Source organism: Bacillus sp. ISL-77, from assembly GCF_018613105.1.
On the sequence record NZ_JAGGQY010000040.1, the window covers coordinates 1 to 19,733 of the forward strand.

The following is a 19,733-nucleotide window of genomic DNA, read 5'->3' on the forward strand; positions in this document are numbered from 1 at the left end:
AGACTCCTGCGGGAGTACGAAGCAGGGGAGACCCCGCAGGCGCTTAAGCGCCGAGGAGGCTCCCCGCTACGCCCGCGGAAAGCGAAGCGCCTGGAGCGCAAATCAACAAACAAATTAACAAAGACATAAAAAAGACTGCCGGCAAACCCAAGTTTTTCGGATTTGTCGACAGTCTGAAAGGATTCCGATATCGGAATCCTGTATTTTTGTTGTTTTATTTTATTGCCTTGTACTCTTTAATGACAAGAATTGACTTAATTTCATCATCTTCTGGACCTTGTACAGGTAAACCTGCCTCAAGGTTTTTTCGAATGTAATGGAGGTTTTCCTTAGTAATAATCTCACCAGGAATAAAAATTGGGATACCGGGTGGGTATACCATAATAAATTCTGCAATAATTCTTCCTTCAGATTCTTCAAAAGGAATAACTTCTGTTTCAGAATAAAACGCATCTCTTGGTGTTAAGGCAAGTACAGGAATTTCAGGAAGAAGAACTTCAACAGGTTCAATTCTTTCGGTGCGATGTTCACACTCGTCTGCCAAATCTTTTAAGGCATTAATTAACAAGTCGGCTTCCACTTCTGTGTCTCCAAGCGTGATGATACAAAGAATGTTATAAAGATCAGAAAGTTCCACTTCAATATTGTGTTTTTCTCTTAACCATTTTTCAACATCGTATCCAGTTAATCCTAGTTCTTTAACTGAAATGATAAGCTTGGTTGGATCATAATCAAAGGTAGCTTCTGACCCTAGAATTTCCTCACCGATACAATGCAGATTTTCAATCTCATTAATTCTTTTCCGCATGGATTGCGCTAAATTGATGGTTTTATCGATCAAATCTCTTCCTTTCGTAGCCAATTGCTTCCGAGCGACATCAAGTGATGCAAGTAATAAATACGAAGTGGAGGTAGTAGTAAGCATGCTTAGAATTGACTGAACATGTTTTGCGGAAACAAGTCCTTCTTTCACATTTAGAATCGAGCTTTGGGTCATCGATCCACCTAGTTTGTGGACACTAGTAGCCGCCATATCTGCACCGGCTTGCATAGCTGAAAGTGGAAGGTCATCATGGAAATGAATATGAACACCATGGGCTTCGTCAACAAGAACAGGAATATGATAGGAATGAGAAATTTCAACAATCTTTTTTAAATCTCCGGAGATGCCAAAATATGTTGGGTTGATTACTAAAACAGCTTTGGCGTCTGGATGTTGCTCTAGAGCCCTTCCTACTGCATCGGGTGTTATTCCGTGAGAAATTCCTAATTCCTTATCAATCTCAGGCTGGATAAATACAGGGATGGCACCAGAAAAGACAATAGCAGACATAATTGACTTATGAACATTTCTTGGAACGATAATTTTATCATCTGGACCACAAACAGCCATAATCATGGCAATGATTGCTCCGCTTGTCCCTTGTACTGAAAAAAATGTTCGATCAGCTCCGAAGGCTTCGGCTGCTAAATCCTGAGCCTGCTTAATGATTCCTTTTGGCTGATGAAGGTCATCTAGTGGACCAATATTAATTAGGTCAATAGACAGGGCGTTATCACCGATAAAGTTTCGAAACTCAGGGTCAATCCCAGCTCCTTTTTTATGACCAGGAATATGAAATTGAATTGGGTTCTTTTTCGCATGTGCTAATAAACCGCTAAATAGCGGTGTTTGATTTTGAGACAATTTTTAACCACACCTCTTTATAAAAAATACTCTAATTATGTCATTCAAAAACATAAAAACAAAGGAATTATAGCACTAATACCTTTCATTGCAAAGAAATAAATGTTTTTACTTATTAGGTTTACGATAGTTTCCCAATTAGAAAGGAAAATTACCCTAAAGAGGCGAAATAACAAATAGAAAGTTTTTGGAGGGGTTAAATTGGAATGGAAAACACGTGTTACTGAATTATTAAATATACGATTTCCTATTGTTCAAGGGGGTCTAGCTTATTTAGCCTATTCTGAATTGGCCGCAGCGGTATCTAATGCCGGAGGTCTTGGTCAAATCACAGCTATGTCTTTAGGTGAACCTGAACAGCTTAGAGCAGAAATACGAAAGGTGAAGCAATTGACGAAAAATCCCTTTGGGGTTAATTTTGCGATTGGACAGCATGGGAGGCCATTTGCTGATTTCCTCCAAGTGGCTATTGATGAAAAGGTACCGGTTGTTTCAATGACAGGAGGGAATCCTGCCCCCATATTTGAACAATTAAAAGGCACAGAGATTAAAACGCTTGTCCTTGTAGCGGCAAGAAGACAGGCTGTCAAAGCAGAAGAACTCGGTGCAGATGCAGTAATGGTCGTCGGTCAAGAAGGGGGAGGCCACCTAGGACGAGATGATGTCGGCACGCTTGTTTTAGTTCCTCAAGTGGTAGATGCCGTTTCTATACCTGTTATTGCATCAGGTGGAATAGGAGATGGCAGAGGGCTCATGGCAGCCCTTAGCTTAGGTGCTGAAGGGATTGAAATGGGTACGAGATTTATCGCGACTAAGGAATGTGTTCATGCAAACGAGATATATAAGAAGACTTTAGTGGAAGGAAATGAATCTGGAACGGTTGTCATCAAGAGAACTCTAGGAACTCCCGCCAGGGCACTTGCTAACAGCTGGACAGAAAAAATTCTTGAGTTAGAAAAAAACAATGAAGGTTATGATCAGTTAAAAGATTTCATTAGTGGAATGGCTAACCAACGCTACATTTATGATGGTGTCCCTGATGAAGGCTTTGCATGGGCAGGACAAGTGATGGGATTAATTAAAGATGTCCCTTCGGTTCATGAGTTATTCGATCGAATGATGAAAGATGCTGAACAAATTCGTGCAAAGTGGGGAAATTAAATGTATGATTCATTTTAGTTAAAATAGTTAGTAGGTGAAAGAATGGAATACCAATATCCCATTGATTATCATTGGAGCACAGATGAAATTGTTGATGTAATTGCATTTTTTGAAACCATTGAGAAGGCGTATGAAAACGGAATTGAACGTGATGCGGTAATGAAGGCGTATCGTCGATTTAAAGAAATTGTCCCAAGCAAGGCGGAAGAAAAAACTATTTGTGGTGAATTTGAAGAAATGAGTGGTTATTCGTCCTATCGGACCATAAAAAAAGCAAAAGAGGCTTCATCTGGGGATAAAATTAAAATGAAATAAGAAGAAGCTCCCGAACTATTTGGTCTGGGAGCTTCTTCTTATTACTTTTTATTAAGAGAGATTTTATAGAGTGTGGCTACTTTATTAAAAACGTCCTCAATTTGTTGAATTAGCCCATCTGAACCTAATTGGATGACTTGTTCCCTGTTGATTGTATAGCCGCATAACAATTCTGCTTTCTTTACGTTTTGCAGCCGATCAAACAGCGAATGAAGATCATCCTTTGTTAGTTGACGGTGTTCAATTGTTTCTGGTTTTGTATGATCAATAGACCAAACAAAATCTTTTGGTGTATCTTTGAAAATTTTAGTGATTTTTTTTGAGAACCTTGCAGCAATCTTATCTTTTTGGGGTGCTTCATAAATAACGGCAAACCATATAAATAAATGGGTATTCCACAAGCCAATTTGAAAATGCGGAAGCATTTTATAACCTCGAGGACTATTTGAAAATGCGACCCAAGTATCCTTTGGTGGATTAATAGTGCGCCTTGCATGTTTGGCGACATGAACAAACATTTCATCATCTGTTAATACAGATATTGAAGGGGCAAAGTATTCTCCCAAATCTTCTAATTTTGGACGAATTGTTTCTTTAAGAGCTGCCATTCTAGCCTCTAAACCATCTATTAAAAAAACATCAAAATCCTCATTTGTAAATCCCTTAAAGCTCATAAACTAAACCTCCAACAAAACAATTGTACTTAATTGTAGCATACCACTTACCAGACGAGTAGTGAGATGCTTTCTAGGTTAAAGCACATATTTGTTGCAACATATCTCCCTGACTCATATTATACAGTAAAAAAATAATCTGAAAAAATAGTTAAATTTAGGAAGGGGAGGAGAAACGTGAAACAACTTATGAATACCTCACTTAAAAAAGCAGGCGAAAAGGAAAGAACTGCAGTTTTGCGATTGGAAATGGATTATGAATTAGCAACATTATTCGAAGCGATTGAGGAAAAGAACGAGAAAAAAATGAAGGATTGCAAACAAAAATTAGAAAAAATCCGCCAAGAATTATTACGATTAAAAGCCCTTTGATAAATAAGACGGTTTTTTTATCCAAGGAGAAATAAATAAGAATGAATCGAAATAGAATATATCCTGAACTTATCTAAAACGAACTCCAGCAAAAAAGAGGGGGGTTCGTTTATTATTGCCCTTTACTATAATTGGAACTTATAATACGCCAAAAAGTTGCTGTGTTACATCAATTTGATTAAGCTAAAGGTACATCATCTAATTTGTCCGGCATCATACTACATACATGAAAACTAATGAAGAAATAAGATATTTGGAGGAGAATTATGAACTGGGATCAAATTTATGCTCATGCAAAGGAATGGGTAAATGAGGCAGGGGTTAAAATCAGGTTATCTTTTAATGAAACATTAAATATTGAAACAAAAACGAACGCTAATGATCTTGTAACAAATATCGATAAAGAAATTGAACAATTTTTTATTAGTAAAATTAGAGAAGTGTATCCAGATCATAAAATAATGGGCGAAGAGGGATTTGGTGATTCACTTGATAATCTTGAGGGAATTGTTTGGATGATTGATCCAATCGATGGGACGATGAATTTCGTCCATCAACAAAGAAATTTTGCTATTTCCCTTGGCGTGTATGAAAATGGTGTTGGAAAGATCGGACTCATATATGATGTCGTACATGACGAATTGTATCATGCTAAAAGAGGAAATGGGGCCTATTTAAATGAAAAGCCTCTAGATGTACTAAAGGAAACAACCGTTAAGGAATCCATCATCGCACTCAATGCCACATGGGTGATGGAAAATCATCGGATCGATCACAATTTAATGATTCCTCTTGTTAAAGCAGCGAGAGGAACAAGGTCTTATGGTTCTGCTGCGCTCGAAATGGTTTTTGTTGCAACAGGAAGAGTGGATGCCTATATTTCCATGCGTTTATCACCATGGGATATTGCTGCTGGGGCAGTAATAATTGAAGAACTGGGTGGTATAGTGACAAATTTAAGGGGAGATAAGCTGAATTTCCTTTCGCAGGATTCTTTGCTTTCAGCTAAACCAGGCCTACACCAATCAATCTTAAAGGATTACTTAAAAGAGGGAAAATGGTAAAAAAGAAGCCAATCGAGGCTTCTTTTTATAACTCACCATTCTCGCGCATTTTTCTTTTTGTTTTAAAGCCCATTCCCATTATTACAATAATTGCAACGAAACAACCGATTGCTCCTATTAAGCTTTTTTCGCCTATTGCGATTCCAATCCCCATTATACTTGCGGCTGCAAGAATGGCATACACAAGTAAAGGCCACTTCACGTTTTTCATTATTTTATACCCCTTTATCATTGAAATACAGCTAGTTAAAGGCCCACTGTTTTAAGTATATTTTTATTCTACAATAAAATGGTTAGGGGTTTCCACTTTATTTGTGGTATAATGTTTTAGTTATAAATGAGAAACTATAAATAGTTTTATTTTTAAAATATAGGTAGGAGTGGAATTGTTTGAAATTAAGAGATGATATTCGTAATATTGCAATTATTGCCCACGTTGACCACGGTAAAACAACATTGGTTGACCAATTGTTAAAACAGTCAGGTACATTTCGTACTAATGAACATGTAGAAGAACGTGCAATGGATTCCAATGATTTAGAAAGAGAACGCGGTATTACCATTTTGGCGAAAAACACAGCTATTCAATACAAAGATAAACGAATTAATATATTGGATACTCCGGGACACGCTGATTTTGGCGGAGAAGTTGAACGGATTATGAAAATGGTTGATGGTGTATTGTTAGTAGTTGATGCCTATGAAGGCTGTATGCCACAAACTCGCTTTGTTCTTAAAAAGGCATTAGAGCAGAAGTTAACTCCAATTGTTGTTGTCAATAAAATTGACCGTGACTTTGCACGACCTGCAGAGGTAATTGATGAAGTGATCGATTTGTTTATCGAACTTGAAGCAACTGAAGATCAACTTGAATTCCCAGTTATCTATGCTTCGGCGATTAATGGTACAGCTAGTACAAACCCTGAAAAGCAAGATGAAAATATGCAATCCTTATATGATGCGATTGTTGAATATATCCCTGCCCCTGTTGATAATCATGAAGAGCCGTTGCAATTCCAAGTTGCCCTTCTTGATTATAATGATTATGTTGGCAGAATTGGAATCGGTCGTGTTTTCCGCGGTACGATGAACGTAGGTCAACAAGTAGCACTGATGAAGTTAGACGGTTCAGTTAAGCAATTCCGCGTCACCAAGATTTTCGGTTTCTTTGGATTAAAACGCCAAGAAATAGAAGAAGCCAAAGCCGGCGACTTAATTGCTGTTTCAGGAATGGAAGATATAAATGTGGGTGAGACAGTTTGTCCTGTTGAACATCAGGAAGCACTGCCGATTTTAAGAATCGATGAGCCAACATTACAAATGACTTTCGTCGTAAACAACAGCCCATTTGCCGGTAGAGAAGGGAAGTATTTAACTTCAAGAAAGATTGAAGAAAGACTTCGTTCTCAATTGCAAACTGACGTAAGTTTACGTGTTGATAACACGGATTCACCTGATGCTTGGATCGTTTCTGGACGTGGTGAGCTTCATTTATCAATTCTTATTGAAAACATGCGCCGTGAAGGTTATGAACTTCAAGTTTCAAAACCGGAAGTTATTGTCAAAGTTATTGACGGTGTACGCTGTGAGCCTGTTGAAAGAGTTCAAATAGATGTCCCAGAAGAACATACTGGTTCAGTAATGGAATCCATTGGTGCCCGTAAAGGCGAAATGATTGACATGATTAACAATGGTTCAGGTCAAGTACGCTTAATCTTTAATGTACCTGCACGTGGTTTAATTGGTTACACAACCGAGTTCTTAACAATGACTCGCGGTTATGGAATTATTAATCATACCTTTGACAGCTATCAGCCAATGTTACCAGGTCAAGTCGGCGGAAGACACCAAGGTGTTCTAGTGTCAATGGAATCAGGAAAAGCTTCGACTTATGGTATCATGCAAATTGAAGACCGCGGAACCATTTTCGTTGAGCCAGGTACGGAAATTTACGAGGGGATGATCGTTGGCGAAAACACTCGTGAAAATGATATCACCGTAAATATTACAAAAATGAAACAGGCGACAAATGTTCGTTCAGCTAACAAAGATCAAACATCTGTAATTAAAAAACCGCGTATTATGACATTAGAAGAGTCATTAGAATATTTAAATGATGACGAATATTGTGAGGTTACTCCAGAATCGATTCGTCTTCGTAAAAAAATTCTTGATAAAAACGAACGTGAAAGAGCAGCTAAAAAGAAAAAATATGCTGAACAGAGTTAAGTAAAAGGAGTGCAAGAAGATGGAAGGATTCTCTCCTAGTCTTAGATTTTTCATTGAACTAACAGATGTAAAAACTGCTGTGTGGTTACAGTATTTATATATTGTAATTTTAGCGGCAATTGTATATAAGTTAGGCTTTGCAAAAAAACTGCCTCTTTTGAAAAACATCGTGATCTATATTTGCCTTTTAATTGGATGCTTTGTAATGCTTATTTTTTCTTATGCCTTACCAATTGCAGAAGGACTTGCAGGTGCGGCGGTGTTATTGATCATCTATAAAATACGCTTACATCAAACTAAAAAGCATCAGGCTGAAGCGAAGTAACGGGGGTTTAATTAAATGAAATCCGTACAGGATACACTATATAATTGGCTTACTATTAAGGTTGTATGCGACGCAAGGCCTGATGACACAGCAGCACGAGATACACTAAACCTTTTTGAAGAAATGATAGCTGATCTTCACCTCTCAAACATTGAGGTAACAAAAGATGATGTCATGTATTATGTTTCCTATCAGCAAGGAGAAGAAACTAAAAAAACTCGTTATCCTCAGGAATTAATTGAGGTTATGCTAGACCAAATCAATCAAGAGCCAGAAAAGTACGAGAATTACCCAATCGAAGAAGAAGAATAAAAAAACCATCATGTTCATTCCACTTTGGAATGAGCATGATGGTTTTTTCTTGTCCAGCTCCAGCGCCTAGGGACGCTACCGCTTTTCGTTTTACCAATCATCTTCTTCAGATTTCGCACGATATAATCGGAAATTGCCTGTTTCAAATCTGGCATTTGTTTTTTCAGTTATTCTTGTCTTACATTGTTTACACATATATGTATGGATGGGACGATTACGTAGACGCTTGGCCTCAAACGATTCATCTTCAATCGCTTCAATTTTATCGCAAATTACGCATTTAACTCTCATTAAGACACCTCTTTAACTATTTCTAATAACCGACTGTTTCCTCTAGTATATCATGGCAGAAAGTTTGAATGTAATCAATTGGTTTAATTTGATGAAAGCATGGGATAGTAGTAATATGAGAATATCTGTTTTTTAACAGGGTGAAGGAATAAGTAAAGGGGATGTTTTAATGGCAAACCAAGTGGAACCAAAGCTAATCAAGCCTTTATATGATGAACTGCAAAAGGAACGGTTCGTGACAGTGGCAACCGTAGATCATGAATCAGGGGGGCCAAATATTAGTTCTATTTCTTGGGTATTAGCAAAAGATGAAAGTACCATTTATTTTGCGGTGGATAATCGTTCCAGAATTCTTGAGAATTTAATTAATAACAATCAAGTCGTTATTAATATAATTGCTAATGAATCTACATACGCAATTCATGGGACAGCCCAAATAATAGAAGAGAGACTTAAAGATGTACCATTAAAGCTTGCTTTGATACAAGTAGCAATAACAGCAGTAAGGGATGTTATGTTTTATGGATCTAAAATTGTCTCTGAAGTTCAATATGATAAAACATATGATAAAAACGCTGCCCAAAAGTTAGACAATCAAGTTATGGAAGCAATGAGAAAAGCTTAGGAATCCCTAAGCTTTTCTCATTTTTATTTATAGTGATTAGATTGGTCTTCTTGTTCCTTTTCTAGTTTCTTTTTATCCTTTTCAGGAAGCTTTTTATCAGGTTTTTCGGTGGCATTTTTAGGGCTTGGAGTAATTAAGTCTCCTGGTATCTCAGGCATTAATCGACCGGCTACATCTGCTAGCTCCTCCATAATACCCTGTATTGGTCTGCCCTTATTAATATCTGTTTGTATTTCTTTTAAACGCTGTGTTGTATCAGCGTCAGCAACAACAACTGCTTTTGCTCCGTACGGATCCTTTTTTAAGCTTTCGGCTACAGAATATTTTATGGATCCAACTTGGGAACGATCAATTTTCGCGTTTACATCAATTCCGACCATCGCATATCTTCCTAATACCACTGCAGTTGCATCGTTAACATTTGGGATACTTGTCGCCAGCTTAACTAAACGTTTGGAGATTTCCTGCCCCGTTTTTCGGTCAACACTTTCAATGTAGCTGTTTTTTACCTTAACATATGATGCGTTCTCATTGTTTGTTAGTTCCCTTTTTGTACTGCAGCCGGCTAGGATCAGACATAACGCAGTAATAATTAAGGTTTTCTTCATTTATTACCCACCTCCGCATTGCTTATAAAAAATTTGAAATTAAGCCTCTTCATACGAATTATTGAATGGTCTCACTAACATTTATTGTGCGGAACTCCTTCTATCTTTATTCCAATAAACATATATTTTACCAAAGTCCAATCTAGCAAAAGGGTTGTTCTGCAATTTAACAAATCTAACAACAAGTAAAGCAGGAGGCGTTGCTTTGAGCAAAATATACGTGTTAGATACAAATGTCTTATTACAAGACCCGTATTCCCTCTTCTCCTTTGAAGATAATGAAGTTGTTATTCCTGCAGTGGTTCTTGAAGAAGTGGACTCAAAGAAAAGGTACATGGATGAAGTCGGGAGAAATGCAAGGCATGTATCAAGGTTGATTGATGGACTTAGGGCATTAGGAAAGCTTCATGAAAAAATCCCGCTTGAGAGCGGGGGGACAATTAGAATTGAATTAAATCATCGTAGCTTTCATGAATTACAGGATATTTTTATTGAAAAAACAAATGATAATCGCATTCTTGCAGTGGCAAAGAATTTATACTTAGAGGAACAAACCAAGGAAAATGGGAAGCCGGTTATTCTAGTAAGTAAGGATACTCTCGTCAGGGTAAAAGCGGATGCCATTGGTTTAGATGCCGAAGATTTTTTAAGTGACCGTGTTGTAGACATAGATCATATATACACTGGTTTCTTTGAAGTATTGCTACCAATTGAATTATTAGGACGCTTTTATGAGAAAGGGGAGTTAAATCTCTCTGAACTGGCAAACCACCCATTTTATCCAAATCAATTTCTCGTTATGAAGGACGCCCTTGGCAGTTCAGCATCAGCCATTGGGATGGTCGACAAAACGAGTACGAAGGTAAAGAAATTAGCACTGAATCAAGACCATGTTTGGGGGATTCACTCAAGGAATGTGCAGCAGACTATGGCAATCGAATTATTACTTCGTAAGGATATTCATTTAGTCACATTAACGGGGAAAGCTGGTACAGGAAAAACTCTGCTAGCACTTGCTGCGGGATTAATGCAAACGGAAGATTTCAGGGAATATAAAAAACTATTAGTGGCTAGACCAATTGTACCTGTGGGAAAAGATTTAGGGTTTTTACCGGGAGAAAAACAAGAGAAATTAAGACCATGGATGCAGCCAATTTTTGATAATCTAGAATATCTTTTCAATACTAAAAAGCCTGGTGAACTTGATGCGATTTTAGCAGGTATGGGTTCGATTGAGGTAGAGGCATTAACGTATATTCGAGGCAGAAGTTTGCCAAAGCAGTTTATCATTATTGATGAAGCACAAAACTTAACGAAGCATGAAGTAAAGACCATCCTTACCCGTGTCGGAGAAGGCAGTAAAATTGTTTTAATGGGTGACCCAGAACAGATAGATCATCCATATCTTGATGCCTATAACAACGGTTTAACGTATGTTGTAGAAAAGTTCAAGGATCAAGTCATTTCCGGACATGTTAAATTAATGAAAGGGGAAAGGTCAGGATTGGCACTTTTGGCAGCAGATTTGCTGTAAATAATCCTTAAAAGTAAAACGGGCGCCCAAGGCACCCGTCTTATTTTATGATAAAACTCTTTATATTTTTAATTGGACTTTGTTGATTTGAACCATCACCTAAATAGACATGAACGGGACCATCTAACGTAAGTGGTTTACCTTTATCGGAGAAACCCAATATAAAATCATAGGCTGTTTCAAGAGGGTACTCATAGTCCCCCTCTGTGCTCTGAATTACAAAAGTGTGAGCATCACGAGCAGGCTCCGAATTTAATAAAAAAGGCTTCAATGGAATACCAAAGGTACCAGTTAACACCTTTTCCTTCTCGAATTTCTTTTCAGATTTCAATGTAGGAGGATAAATTGCACCCTCCATAATTTCACGGTCCCAATGCTTAGAAACAGCTTTAGTATATTCATCTAATGAATTGGTACTCTCTAATTTTGTTGAAAAAAAGGTCGTTAAATCAACTCGTCGGTCGTCGAAAATCCACACACCTGGATCAAGCGTGATCGAATATTTCACTTTTCCAGATATGATAATGATATTTTCCATTTTGCATTCCCCCTAAATCCTTGCATAATTAGTATAACTTTTTTTGGGCAAAATGTCATAATAGTAAAAGCAGGTTCCGTAAGAAGATACACCCTGTCTGAATAGCTGCCGTTTTAAACAAACTCCTTTGTGCAATCCACTTCATAGTTCTTGCAATTTTCCTTTGTAAACGGTAAAATTTATAGATAAGTTGAATTATCGCTCTGAAATGGGGGGATCAATGTTGGCGTCTGAAATGATCGTGAATCACCAGGATAAAGCATATGCCTTACTACAGGCTGACGCTGAAAAAATATTAAAGCTAATCAAAGTGCAAATGGACAATCTCACGATGCCTCAATGCCCTCTTTATGAAGAGGTATTGGATACACAAATGTTTGGTTTATCAAGAGAAATAGATTTTGCTGTTCGGTTAGGCTTAATAGATAGTAAAGATGGTAAGGCAATTCTAGATACATTAGAAAGAGAATTATCAGCGCTTCACGATTCATCGTTAAGGAAATAGTAGCAAAGAACTCAAACAATCCATGTTAATTGTTTGGGTTTTTTATTATTTCAAGAAAACAAAAACGGGCTCATCACTTTCCTTATTTCAGAATATTCTTTATTAAATTGTTGTAACAAATTAACTTTTCCTCAAGTAAAATTGTTTATTTTCTATTATAATAGGGTGATAAAAATCAATATTGAAAATGAGGACTTTTTAAATGCTGAAAAAAATATTGAAATCATATGATTATTCATTAATTATTGCCACCATCCTTTTGTGTATATTTGGACTTGTTATGATCTATAGCTCAAGCATGGCTTCCGCAGTTCAAAGGTATGGTTATCCACCTGATTATTTTTACCAAAAACAAAAAGTATGGCTGATGATTTTTACTGTGATCTTCCTTATCGCAGCAATTATTCCATATAAGATCATGATGTTCAAAAAAGTTCTGGTATTGATTGTGCTATCATCTATTTTATCTCTATTAGGATTATTTGTATTTGGGGTAGAAAAAAATAATGCGCAAAGCTGGTACTCCATTGGCACTTTCTTATTTCAACCATCGGAGTTTGTCAAGCTTGCAGCCATCATTTATTTAGCAGCCGTTTATGCGAAAAAGCAAGCCTATATCAATCAATTTAACAAAGGTGTTCTCCCGCCTCTAGTATATCTTTTTATCATATGTGCACTTATCATTTTTCAACCTGACTTCGGTACAGCTTCTATTATCATAGCCATAGCATGTATGATTGTTTTATGCTCTGGGATGAATTTTAAAAGTATCGGTAAATTACTTATTTTGGCGCTTATTGTCCTTCTGCCGCTTATTTTAGTTTCCTGGGGGAAGTTTTTTTCTGACGAACAACTAAGTCGTTTTGCTGTATTAGATAATCCTTTTACTGATAAATATGTAAATAATGAAGGTTTTCACTTGGCAAACTCCTATATCGCCATCGGTTCTGGTGGAGTAAATGGGTTGGGTCTCGGGAAAAGTATTCAAAAGCTTGGTTATCTGCCGGAATCACATACGGATTTCATTATGGCCGTAATTGCGGAAGAATTAGGGATTTGGGGTGTAGGATTCGTTATGATTCTCCTTTTTTATATTGTATTAAGGGGAATTTATATTGGCTTACAATGTAAGGACCCCTTTGGTAGTCTGCTTGCTATTGGTATTTCGAGTATGATTGGGATTCAGTCCTTTATCAATCTAGCAGGAGTTTCTGGGCTAATTCCACTGACTGGTGTACCGCTGCCATTTATTAGTTACGGAGGATCATCACTCTTGATGCTTGCGGGAGCGACAGGAATACTTGTAAATGTTTCTATGTTCTCGAAATATGAAAAAAAATATAAAAATAAACAGGATCAAGTCACTAATAGGAATCAATCAAAAGATGGCAAGGTTTTCTATATTTAATCAAAACGCGAAGGACAATATTTGCTTCTTCGCGTTTTTAAAAATACATAGAATATGAGGTGCTTTAAATGACAAGACAGATAAATAAAGTGTTGGTTGCCAATAGGGGAGAAATAGCGATAAGGGTTTTTCGCGCGTGTACTGAACTGAATATTCGAACAGTTGCAATTTATTCGAAAGAGGATTCTGGGTCCTATCATCGTTATAAGGCGGATGAGGCTTATTTGGTTGGGGAAGGAAAAAAACCAATTGATGCCTATTTAGACATTGATGGCATCATTGCTATAGCCAAAAAAAGCGGTGCAAATGCCATTCATCCAGGTTATGGGTTTATGTCAGAAAATATTCATTTTGCCAAGCGATGTGAAGAAGAAGGGATTATTTTTATCGGTCCGTCCATTACACAACTTGATATGTTTGGAGATAAGGTAAAAGCAAGGCATCAAGCAGAGCTAGCTGGAATACCAGTGATTCCTGGTAGTCCTGGTCCCGTAACAGAGGTCAGTGATGTTGAAGACTTTGTGGAAGTACACAAGTTACCCATAATCATAAAGGCCTCTCTTGGCGGAGGCGGGCGCGGGATGAGAATTGTTAAACGCATAGAGGAAATCCGTGAATCATTTGAACGAGCAAAGTCGGAAGCGAAAGCCGCTTTTGGGAATGATGAAGTTTATCTTGAAAAATTAATTGAAAGTCCTAAACATATCGAAGTGCAAATCATTGGTGATCGGCATGGGAATATTGTTCATCTTTTTGACCGCGATTGTTCTGTTCAAAGACGCCATCAAAAGGTAGTGGAGGTTGCTCCAAGTGTTTCTATTTCTGATGAGTTGCGAGAAAGGATTTGTGCGGCGGCCGTAAAATTGATGAAAAATGTTGATTACCTAAATGCAGGTACGGTAGAGTTTCTGGTTTCAGGAAATGACTTTTATTTTATAGAAGTAAATCCACGTGTACAAGTGGAACATACTGTAACAGAGATGATAACAGGAGTCGACATCGTGCAGACGCAAATTTTGGTATCAGAAGGGCACGAATTACATGGTCCAATTATCGGTATACCACCTCAAGAAAAAATTCAAATTAATGGATTTGCAATACAGTCAAGGGTAACAACAGAAGACCCCCTTAATAATTTTATGCCTGATACCGGTAAAATCATGGCCTATCGCTCAGGGGGCGGCTTTGGGGTGCGTCTTGATGCCGGAAATGGCTTTCAAGGAGCTGTTATTACACCGTATTATGACTCTTTATTAGTAAAGCTTTCTACATGGGCGTTAACCTTTGAACAAGCTGCATCAAAAATGGTTCGAAATTTACAGGAATTCAGGATTAGAGGGATCAAAACAAATATCCCGTTCTTAGAGAATGTTGTGAAGCATGAGAAGTTTAGGAATGGCGAATATGATACTTCATTCATTGATACAACACCGGAACTGTTCATTTTCCCATTCCGAAAGGACCGCGGAACTAAAATGCTGTCATACATCGGCACGGTCACTGTTAACGGGTTTCCAGGTATTGAAAAGAAGAAGAGACCAGTATTTCCGAAGCCAAGAATTCCTAATTTACCCTATGATTTACCGTATCAAGAGGGGACGAAGCAAATTCTTGACAAGTATGGTGCCAATGGACTTGTGGAATGGGTGAAGAATCAAAAGCAGGTCTTATTAACGGATACAACATTTCGGGATGCTCATCAGTCACTATTAGCAACCCGTATGCGGACGACTGATATTCTTCATATAGCTGAGCCCTCTGCAAAACTTTTACCTGATTTATTCTCTTTTGAAATGTGGGGCGGAGCAACTTTTGATGTTGCCTACAGGTTCTTAAAAGAAGATCCATGGGACAGATTGGTAACTCTACGCAGGAAAATTCCAAATGTACTGTTCCAAATGTTAATACGTGGGGCCAATGCTGTGGGATATAAAAATTATCCTGATAATTTGATTCGCGAATTTGTTGACCAATCTGCTTCAGCTGGAATTGATGTTTTTCGAATTTTTGATAGCTTAAACTGGGTAAAAGGTATGGAAGTTGCAATTGATGCGGTGCGTCAAAGCGGTAAAATTGCCGAAGCTTCGATATGTTATACAGGGGACATTTTAGATGAGACAAGGTCGAAATACAATCTTCACTATTATAAAAGCTTGGCCAAAGAGCTGGAACAACAAGGCGCCCACATCCTGGGAATTAAGGATATGGCAGGCTTATTGAAACCTGAAGCAGCGTACAGACTGGTTTCTGAGTTAAAGGAAACCGTTGATATTCCTATACATCTCCATACGCATGACACAAGTGGAAATGGTCTCTATACCTATGCACGTGCAATTGATGGTGGAGTGGATATTGTTGATACAGCATTGGGTACAATGGCAGCCCTAACTTCTCAGCCTAGCGCTAATTCGTTATTTTATGCACTTGAAGGGAATCCACGGAAACCAAGAGTAAATATCCAAGCACTAGAAAAATTGTCGTATTATTGGGAGGATGTCCGTAAGTATTATCAGGATTTTGAAAGCGGAATGATTTCCCCTCACACTGAAGTATATCAACATGAAATGCCAGGTGGGCAATATAGCAATCTCCAACAACAGGCAAGAGCAGTAAGCCTCGGTGAGCGTTGGGATGAAGTTAAAGAAATGTATTCACGAGTTAATATTATGTTCGGTGATATTGTAAAAGTGACGCCTTCATCAAAGGTTGTAGGTGATATGGCTCTATTTATGGTTCAAAATGATTTAAGTGAGGAAGATGTCCTTTTAAAGGGGCATATGTTAGATTTCCCTGATTCTGTCGTTGAATTATTTGAAGGATTTCTTGGCAGGCCATATGGAGGTTTTCCAGCGGAACTTCAAAAAATTATATTAAAAGGTAAAAAACCACTCGAAGTTCGTCCAGGTGAGTTGCTTGAACCGGTTGATTTTGAAAAATTGAAGGAAAAATTGTATAAAGAACTTGGCAGACAGGTAACGTCTTTTGAGATCATTTCGTATGCTTTATATCCAAAGGTATTTATGGAGTACATTAAAATGGATGAACAGTATGGAAATATTTCAGTACTAGACACTCCTACGTTCCTTTATGGAATGCGATTGGGTGAAGAAATAGAGGTAGAAATAGAAACGGGAAAAACATTAATTGTTAAACTTGTCTCTATGGGTCATCCTCAAGCTGATGGCACGAGGGTCGTTTATTTTGAGTTAAATGGTCAACCGCGTGAAGTCTTCATTAAAGATGAGAATATAAAATCTACGGTGGTATCTAGGCTGAAGGCAGACCCAAAAAACGAAAATCACCTTGCTGCCTCGATGCCGGGAACTGTGGTCAAAGTTGTCGTTGAAAAAGGGGAAAAGGTTGAACGTGGCGATCATTTAATGATTACCGAAGCGATGAAAATGGAAACTACAGTTCAAGCACCTTTTTCAGGCGTTGTAAAGGATATCTATGTCACAAGTGGTGAGGCAATATTAACCGGTGACCTTTTAATTGAGTTAACAAAAGCATAATAAAAAAAGCTGCCAGGTGTGTATCCCTGGCAGCTTTTTTATAGATTATTTCTTTTAGATCTAGAATATAACAAAAGGAAATAACTTAGGACGCCAAACAAACAAGTAATAAAGAAGGCGTGCAGAAGGGCGATATACAGATTTAGGCTGCTAAAAATAATCAAAGCTCCTGCAATCACTTGTAATGAAACAAGGATGAATGAAATAATCCAGCCCCAATAAAGAACTTTTTGGTTTTTGTAATGGCGAACAGTCAAATAAAGAATATAAGTAATCCAGATAAAGATTAATCCAGCAGCGGCTCTGTGTCCCATTTGCACCCATTCGTACAAATTGGAAGGCAAGGAAGGAGCGTCATTTAAACATAGCGGCCAATCTCGACAAACCAGACTTGACTTAGTGTGACGTACGAGTGCGCCAGTGTAGATGACAAGATAACTATAAATGGAAACACCGACAATATGAAACCCCATTCTCTTATCGATATATAGTTTTTCTGCATCAAATCTCTTATCAATTTCAAATATTAGAAGTGTTAACAATAACACAGCAGAAAAGGATACAAGTGAAATACCAAAATGTAATGCGAGTACAAAACCAGATTGTCCCCATTTTACTGCAGCAGCCCCGATTAATGCTTGTAAAAGTAAAAAGAAAAAGGAAAGGAAGGAAAGAAATTTCGTTTCTCTAATATGTCCTATCGCCTTCCATGACCAAACAGAAAGAACGAGAACCATCATTCCAACTACTCCAGAGACAAGTCTGTGGGCAAGCTCAATAACTAATTCTGGAGTAATTTCCAACGGAAGAAATTTACCGTTACAAAGCGGCCATGATCTCCCGCATCCCATTCCAGAATCAGTCTTTGTGACTAGTGCTCCGCCAATTAAGATAAATATCATTCCGATGGTAGTAGCAACAGCCAACCATTTCAAAGATCTTCGCAAAAAATTCACCTCTTAAAAAGTTCAATAATTTGTCATTGGATAAACCTGACAGTATAATAGATTGGAAAGTAATTCGATTATTAAATTCCCTATTAATCATAACGAATAAAGTCGAAAAAGAACAGAAATTAAGTATAGATTTTAAGATAACTTAAATCAATAAAAACAGATGCGGAATAATAAAAAGTTTTCACTATTATTATAGTGAAAACCGTAGAAACTTAGCTAATGGTCTGTTAGAAATATATTAGTGGTAGTTTAATTAGAATTATTCCTTTTTAGGTGTAAGAGGAATTAACTTTAAACTCTTCATGCAGACACTAGGATTTTTTATAAGTTCAGGGGATAATTTGCATAAATGGAACTATAAATCCATAAAAAATATAAGATAGTAACGATAAAATGAACTTTGTCACAATTTAGTCTAAAATTATTCAAAAAAAGTTCACAAAAATATCTAAAAGTGTGATTTAATATACAGAGAAAGTGTTTTAATTAGCACTATCTTTTAAAGCTGATTTTTTATTATGTCGAAAATAATTAATAGAATTTTTCTGAAAACGTTCCTTTTTTTTACAAATGAGGGCATATATAAATTAAGTATCAATTATCACTTACTTAAATGATGAATATTTGTTATTTAGGTTTAGGAGGAGAAACCAAATGTCGAACTCTAAGGCCTTCGGAGAAGCTGCTATTGATAATGGCGCTGCGAGCTTGCAAGCCAATATAAAAACCTCTGCATGGAAAGACTTTATGGCTCTTATCAAAATTGGAATTGTAAATTCCAACCTTATTACTACCTTTACGGGGTTATGGCTTGCACTACACTTTTCAGGACAAAGCTTTCTAAACAATTTAGATATCGTGTTTTTTACAGTTGCAGGATCGTCACTGATCATTGCAGGCTCATGTGCAATCAATAATTATGTTGATCGTGACATTGACCATTTAATGGAAAGAACAAAAGAAAGACCTACTGTAACAGGGAAAGTAGTTCCAATAAAAGTTCTCGTATTAGGTATTTTACTTATTGGACTGGGAACACTGTCTTTATTCTTTACTACGATGACTGCAACAGTAATTGGACTGCTTGGAGTTTTTAGCTATGTTTTCCTGTACACATTGTGGTCAAAGCGGCAATTGGTGTCCAACACTATTATTGGGAGCATATCAGGAGCAGTACCACCACTAATCGGATGGGCAGCAGTAGATGCTAATCTCGGTATCATGGCGTGGTCATTGTTTGTGCTAATGTTTGTTTGGCAGCCTCCGCATTTTTATGCGCTTGCGATGAGACGGGTTAAAGAATATAAAGCAGCTGGGATCCCAATGTTACCTGTAGTGAAGGGTTTTAAAACTACAAAAATTCACATCATCCTTTGGGTTGCTGCACTTCAGCCAATCCCATTTTTTCTTACCAAATTAGGAATCCCATTTCTAATACTTGCTATCGTACTAAATATCGGGTGGCTTGCATTAGGGATTTATGGATATAGAATCAAAGATGACATAAAGTGGGCAAAACTAATGTTTGTTTACTCTTTGCAATATTTAACTATTATTTTTGTAGCAATGGTTATAGTTACATTAATTTAGTTTTGCAAATGATTGTTTCTGGATGAA

General features: G+C 37.3%; 20 protein-coding genes. 13 read left to right on the forward strand and 7 right to left on the reverse strand.

Translation table 11 applies throughout. The annotated features are described in order from the left end of the window. Positions 1-214 precede the first annotated feature (214 nt). Positions 215-1,687 (reverse strand): aminotransferase class I/II-fold pyridoxal phosphate-dependent enzyme, encoded by a 1,473-nt coding sequence (locus tag J7E77_RS16970; protein WP_214715907.1) that lies wholly within the window; start codon positions 1,685-1,687, stop codon positions 215-217. Between the two features lie 201 nt (positions 1,688-1,888). Between J7E77_RS16970 and J7E77_RS16975 the strand changes: the two genes are divergently transcribed. Beyond that, positions 1,889-2,848 (forward strand): NAD(P)H-dependent flavin oxidoreductase, encoded by a 960-nt coding sequence (locus J7E77_RS16975; protein WP_214715909.1) that lies wholly within the window; start codon positions 1,889-1,891, stop codon positions 2,846-2,848. 42 nt (positions 2,849-2,890) lie between these two features. Further along, positions 2,891-3,163, forward strand: a complete 273-nt coding sequence (locus J7E77_RS16980; protein ID WP_098933074.1) for a UPF0223 family protein — start codon at positions 2,891-2,893, stop codon at positions 3,161-3,163. Between the two features lie 41 nt (positions 3,164-3,204). Here the strand turns inward: J7E77_RS16980 and J7E77_RS16985 are convergent, their stop codons facing one another. Then, positions 3,205-3,837 carry a YktB family protein gene (locus J7E77_RS16985; RefSeq protein WP_214715911.1) on the reverse strand — a complete coding sequence of 211 codons (633 nt, stop codon included), beginning with the start codon at positions 3,835-3,837 and terminating at the stop codon, positions 3,205-3,207. Positions 3,838-4,014: 177 nt separating this feature from the next. On the opposite strand from J7E77_RS16985, the gene J7E77_RS16990 reads away from it, so the two are divergent. Beyond that, entirely contained in the window at positions 4,015-4,209 is a 195-nt protein-coding gene (locus J7E77_RS16990; protein ID WP_088086251.1) for a hypothetical protein, read from the forward strand. Between the two features lie 263 nt (positions 4,210-4,472). Further along, a complete protein-coding gene (locus J7E77_RS16995; protein ID WP_214715980.1) occupies positions 4,473-5,273 on the forward strand; it encodes an inositol monophosphatase family protein in 801 nt (266 codons plus the stop codon). Between the two features lie 25 nt (positions 5,274-5,298). On the opposite strand, the gene J7E77_RS17000 is transcribed toward J7E77_RS16995, so the two are convergent. After that, the gene (locus tag J7E77_RS17000) at positions 5,299-5,484 is read right to left on the reverse strand and encodes a YlaF family protein (protein ID WP_214715912.1); all 186 of its coding nucleotides are present in this window, start codon (positions 5,482-5,484) and stop codon (positions 5,299-5,301) included. Between the two features lie 179 nt (positions 5,485-5,663). Between J7E77_RS17000 and typA the strand changes: the two genes are divergently transcribed. The 3 genes from typA to J7E77_RS17015 are packed head-to-tail and all read left to right on the forward strand — an operon-like array spanning position 5,664 to position 8,139. Beyond that, positions 5,664-7,502 (forward strand): translational GTPase TypA, encoded by a 1,839-nt coding sequence (typA, locus tag J7E77_RS17005; RefSeq protein ID WP_214715913.1) that lies wholly within the window; start codon positions 5,664-5,666, stop codon positions 7,500-7,502. Positions 7,503-7,521: 19 nt separating this feature from the next. Beyond that, a complete protein-coding gene (locus tag J7E77_RS17010; RefSeq protein WP_088086255.1) occupies positions 7,522-7,827 on the forward strand; it encodes a YlaH-like family protein in 306 nt (101 codons plus the stop codon). Between the two features lie 15 nt (positions 7,828-7,842). Then, positions 7,843-8,139: a hypothetical protein gene (locus J7E77_RS17015; protein WP_214715914.1), complete on the forward strand. Its 297-nt coding sequence runs from the start codon at positions 7,843-7,845 to the stop codon at positions 8,137-8,139. 90 nt (positions 8,140-8,229) lie between these two features. Here J7E77_RS17015 and J7E77_RS17020 read toward each other — a convergent pair whose 3' ends face one another. Beyond that, on the reverse strand, positions 8,230-8,430 hold the full coding sequence (locus J7E77_RS17020; RefSeq protein ID WP_214715915.1) for a YlaI family protein: 201 nt from the start codon (positions 8,428-8,430) through the stop codon (positions 8,230-8,232). A 169-nt stretch (positions 8,431-8,599) separates the two neighbouring features. Between J7E77_RS17020 and J7E77_RS17025 the strand changes: the two genes are divergently transcribed. Continuing rightward, positions 8,600-9,055 carry a pyridoxamine 5'-phosphate oxidase family protein gene (locus J7E77_RS17025; protein WP_168242670.1) on the forward strand — a complete coding sequence of 152 codons (456 nt, stop codon included), beginning with the start codon at positions 8,600-8,602 and terminating at the stop codon, positions 9,053-9,055. Positions 9,056-9,078: 23 nt separating this feature from the next. On the opposite strand, the gene J7E77_RS17030 is transcribed toward J7E77_RS17025, so the two are convergent. Next, positions 9,079-9,663, reverse strand: coding sequence for a YhcN/YlaJ family sporulation lipoprotein (locus J7E77_RS17030; protein WP_214715916.1), 585 nt, complete (start codon positions 9,661-9,663; stop codon positions 9,079-9,081). A 205-nt stretch (positions 9,664-9,868) separates the two neighbouring features. Here J7E77_RS17030 and J7E77_RS17035 point away from each other — a divergent pair, with 205 nt between their 5' ends. Then, a complete protein-coding gene (locus J7E77_RS17035) occupies positions 9,869-11,197 on the forward strand; it encodes a PhoH family protein (protein WP_214715918.1) in 1,329 nt (442 codons plus the stop codon). A 40-nt stretch (positions 11,198-11,237) separates the two neighbouring features. Here the strand turns inward: J7E77_RS17035 and J7E77_RS17040 are convergent, their stop codons facing one another. Then, positions 11,238-11,735 (reverse strand): peptidyl-prolyl cis-trans isomerase, encoded by a 498-nt coding sequence (locus J7E77_RS17040; protein ID WP_214715919.1) that lies wholly within the window; start codon positions 11,733-11,735, stop codon positions 11,238-11,240. A 223-nt stretch (positions 11,736-11,958) separates the two neighbouring features. Between J7E77_RS17040 and J7E77_RS17045 the strand changes: the two genes are divergently transcribed. From J7E77_RS17045 to pyc, 3 genes are all read left to right on the forward strand, one after another. Next, the gene (locus tag J7E77_RS17045; protein WP_214715920.1) at positions 11,959-12,240 is read left to right on the forward strand and encodes an Fpa/YlaN family protein; all 282 of its coding nucleotides are present in this window, start codon (positions 11,959-11,961) and stop codon (positions 12,238-12,240) included. A 202-nt stretch (positions 12,241-12,442) separates the two neighbouring features. Further along, positions 12,443-13,648, forward strand: coding sequence for an FtsW/RodA/SpoVE family cell cycle protein (locus tag J7E77_RS17050; RefSeq protein WP_214715921.1), 1,206 nt, complete (start codon positions 12,443-12,445; stop codon positions 13,646-13,648). Positions 13,649-13,716: 68 nt separating this feature from the next. Beyond that, positions 13,717-17,160 (forward strand): pyruvate carboxylase, encoded by a 3,444-nt coding sequence (gene pyc / locus J7E77_RS17055; RefSeq protein WP_214715922.1) that lies wholly within the window; start codon positions 13,717-13,719, stop codon positions 17,158-17,160. 38 nt (positions 17,161-17,198) lie between these two features. Here pyc and J7E77_RS17060 read toward each other — a convergent pair whose 3' ends face one another. Then, on the reverse strand, positions 17,199-18,107 hold the full coding sequence (locus tag J7E77_RS17060) for a COX15/CtaA family protein (protein ID WP_214715923.1): 909 nt from the start codon (positions 18,105-18,107) through the stop codon (positions 17,199-17,201). 663 nt (positions 18,108-18,770) lie between these two features. Here J7E77_RS17060 and cyoE point away from each other — a divergent pair. Then, positions 18,771-19,706, forward strand: a complete 936-nt coding sequence (gene cyoE / locus J7E77_RS17065; protein ID WP_251026798.1) for a heme o synthase — start codon at positions 18,771-18,773, stop codon at positions 19,704-19,706. Positions 19,707-19,733: the final 27 nt, after the last annotated feature.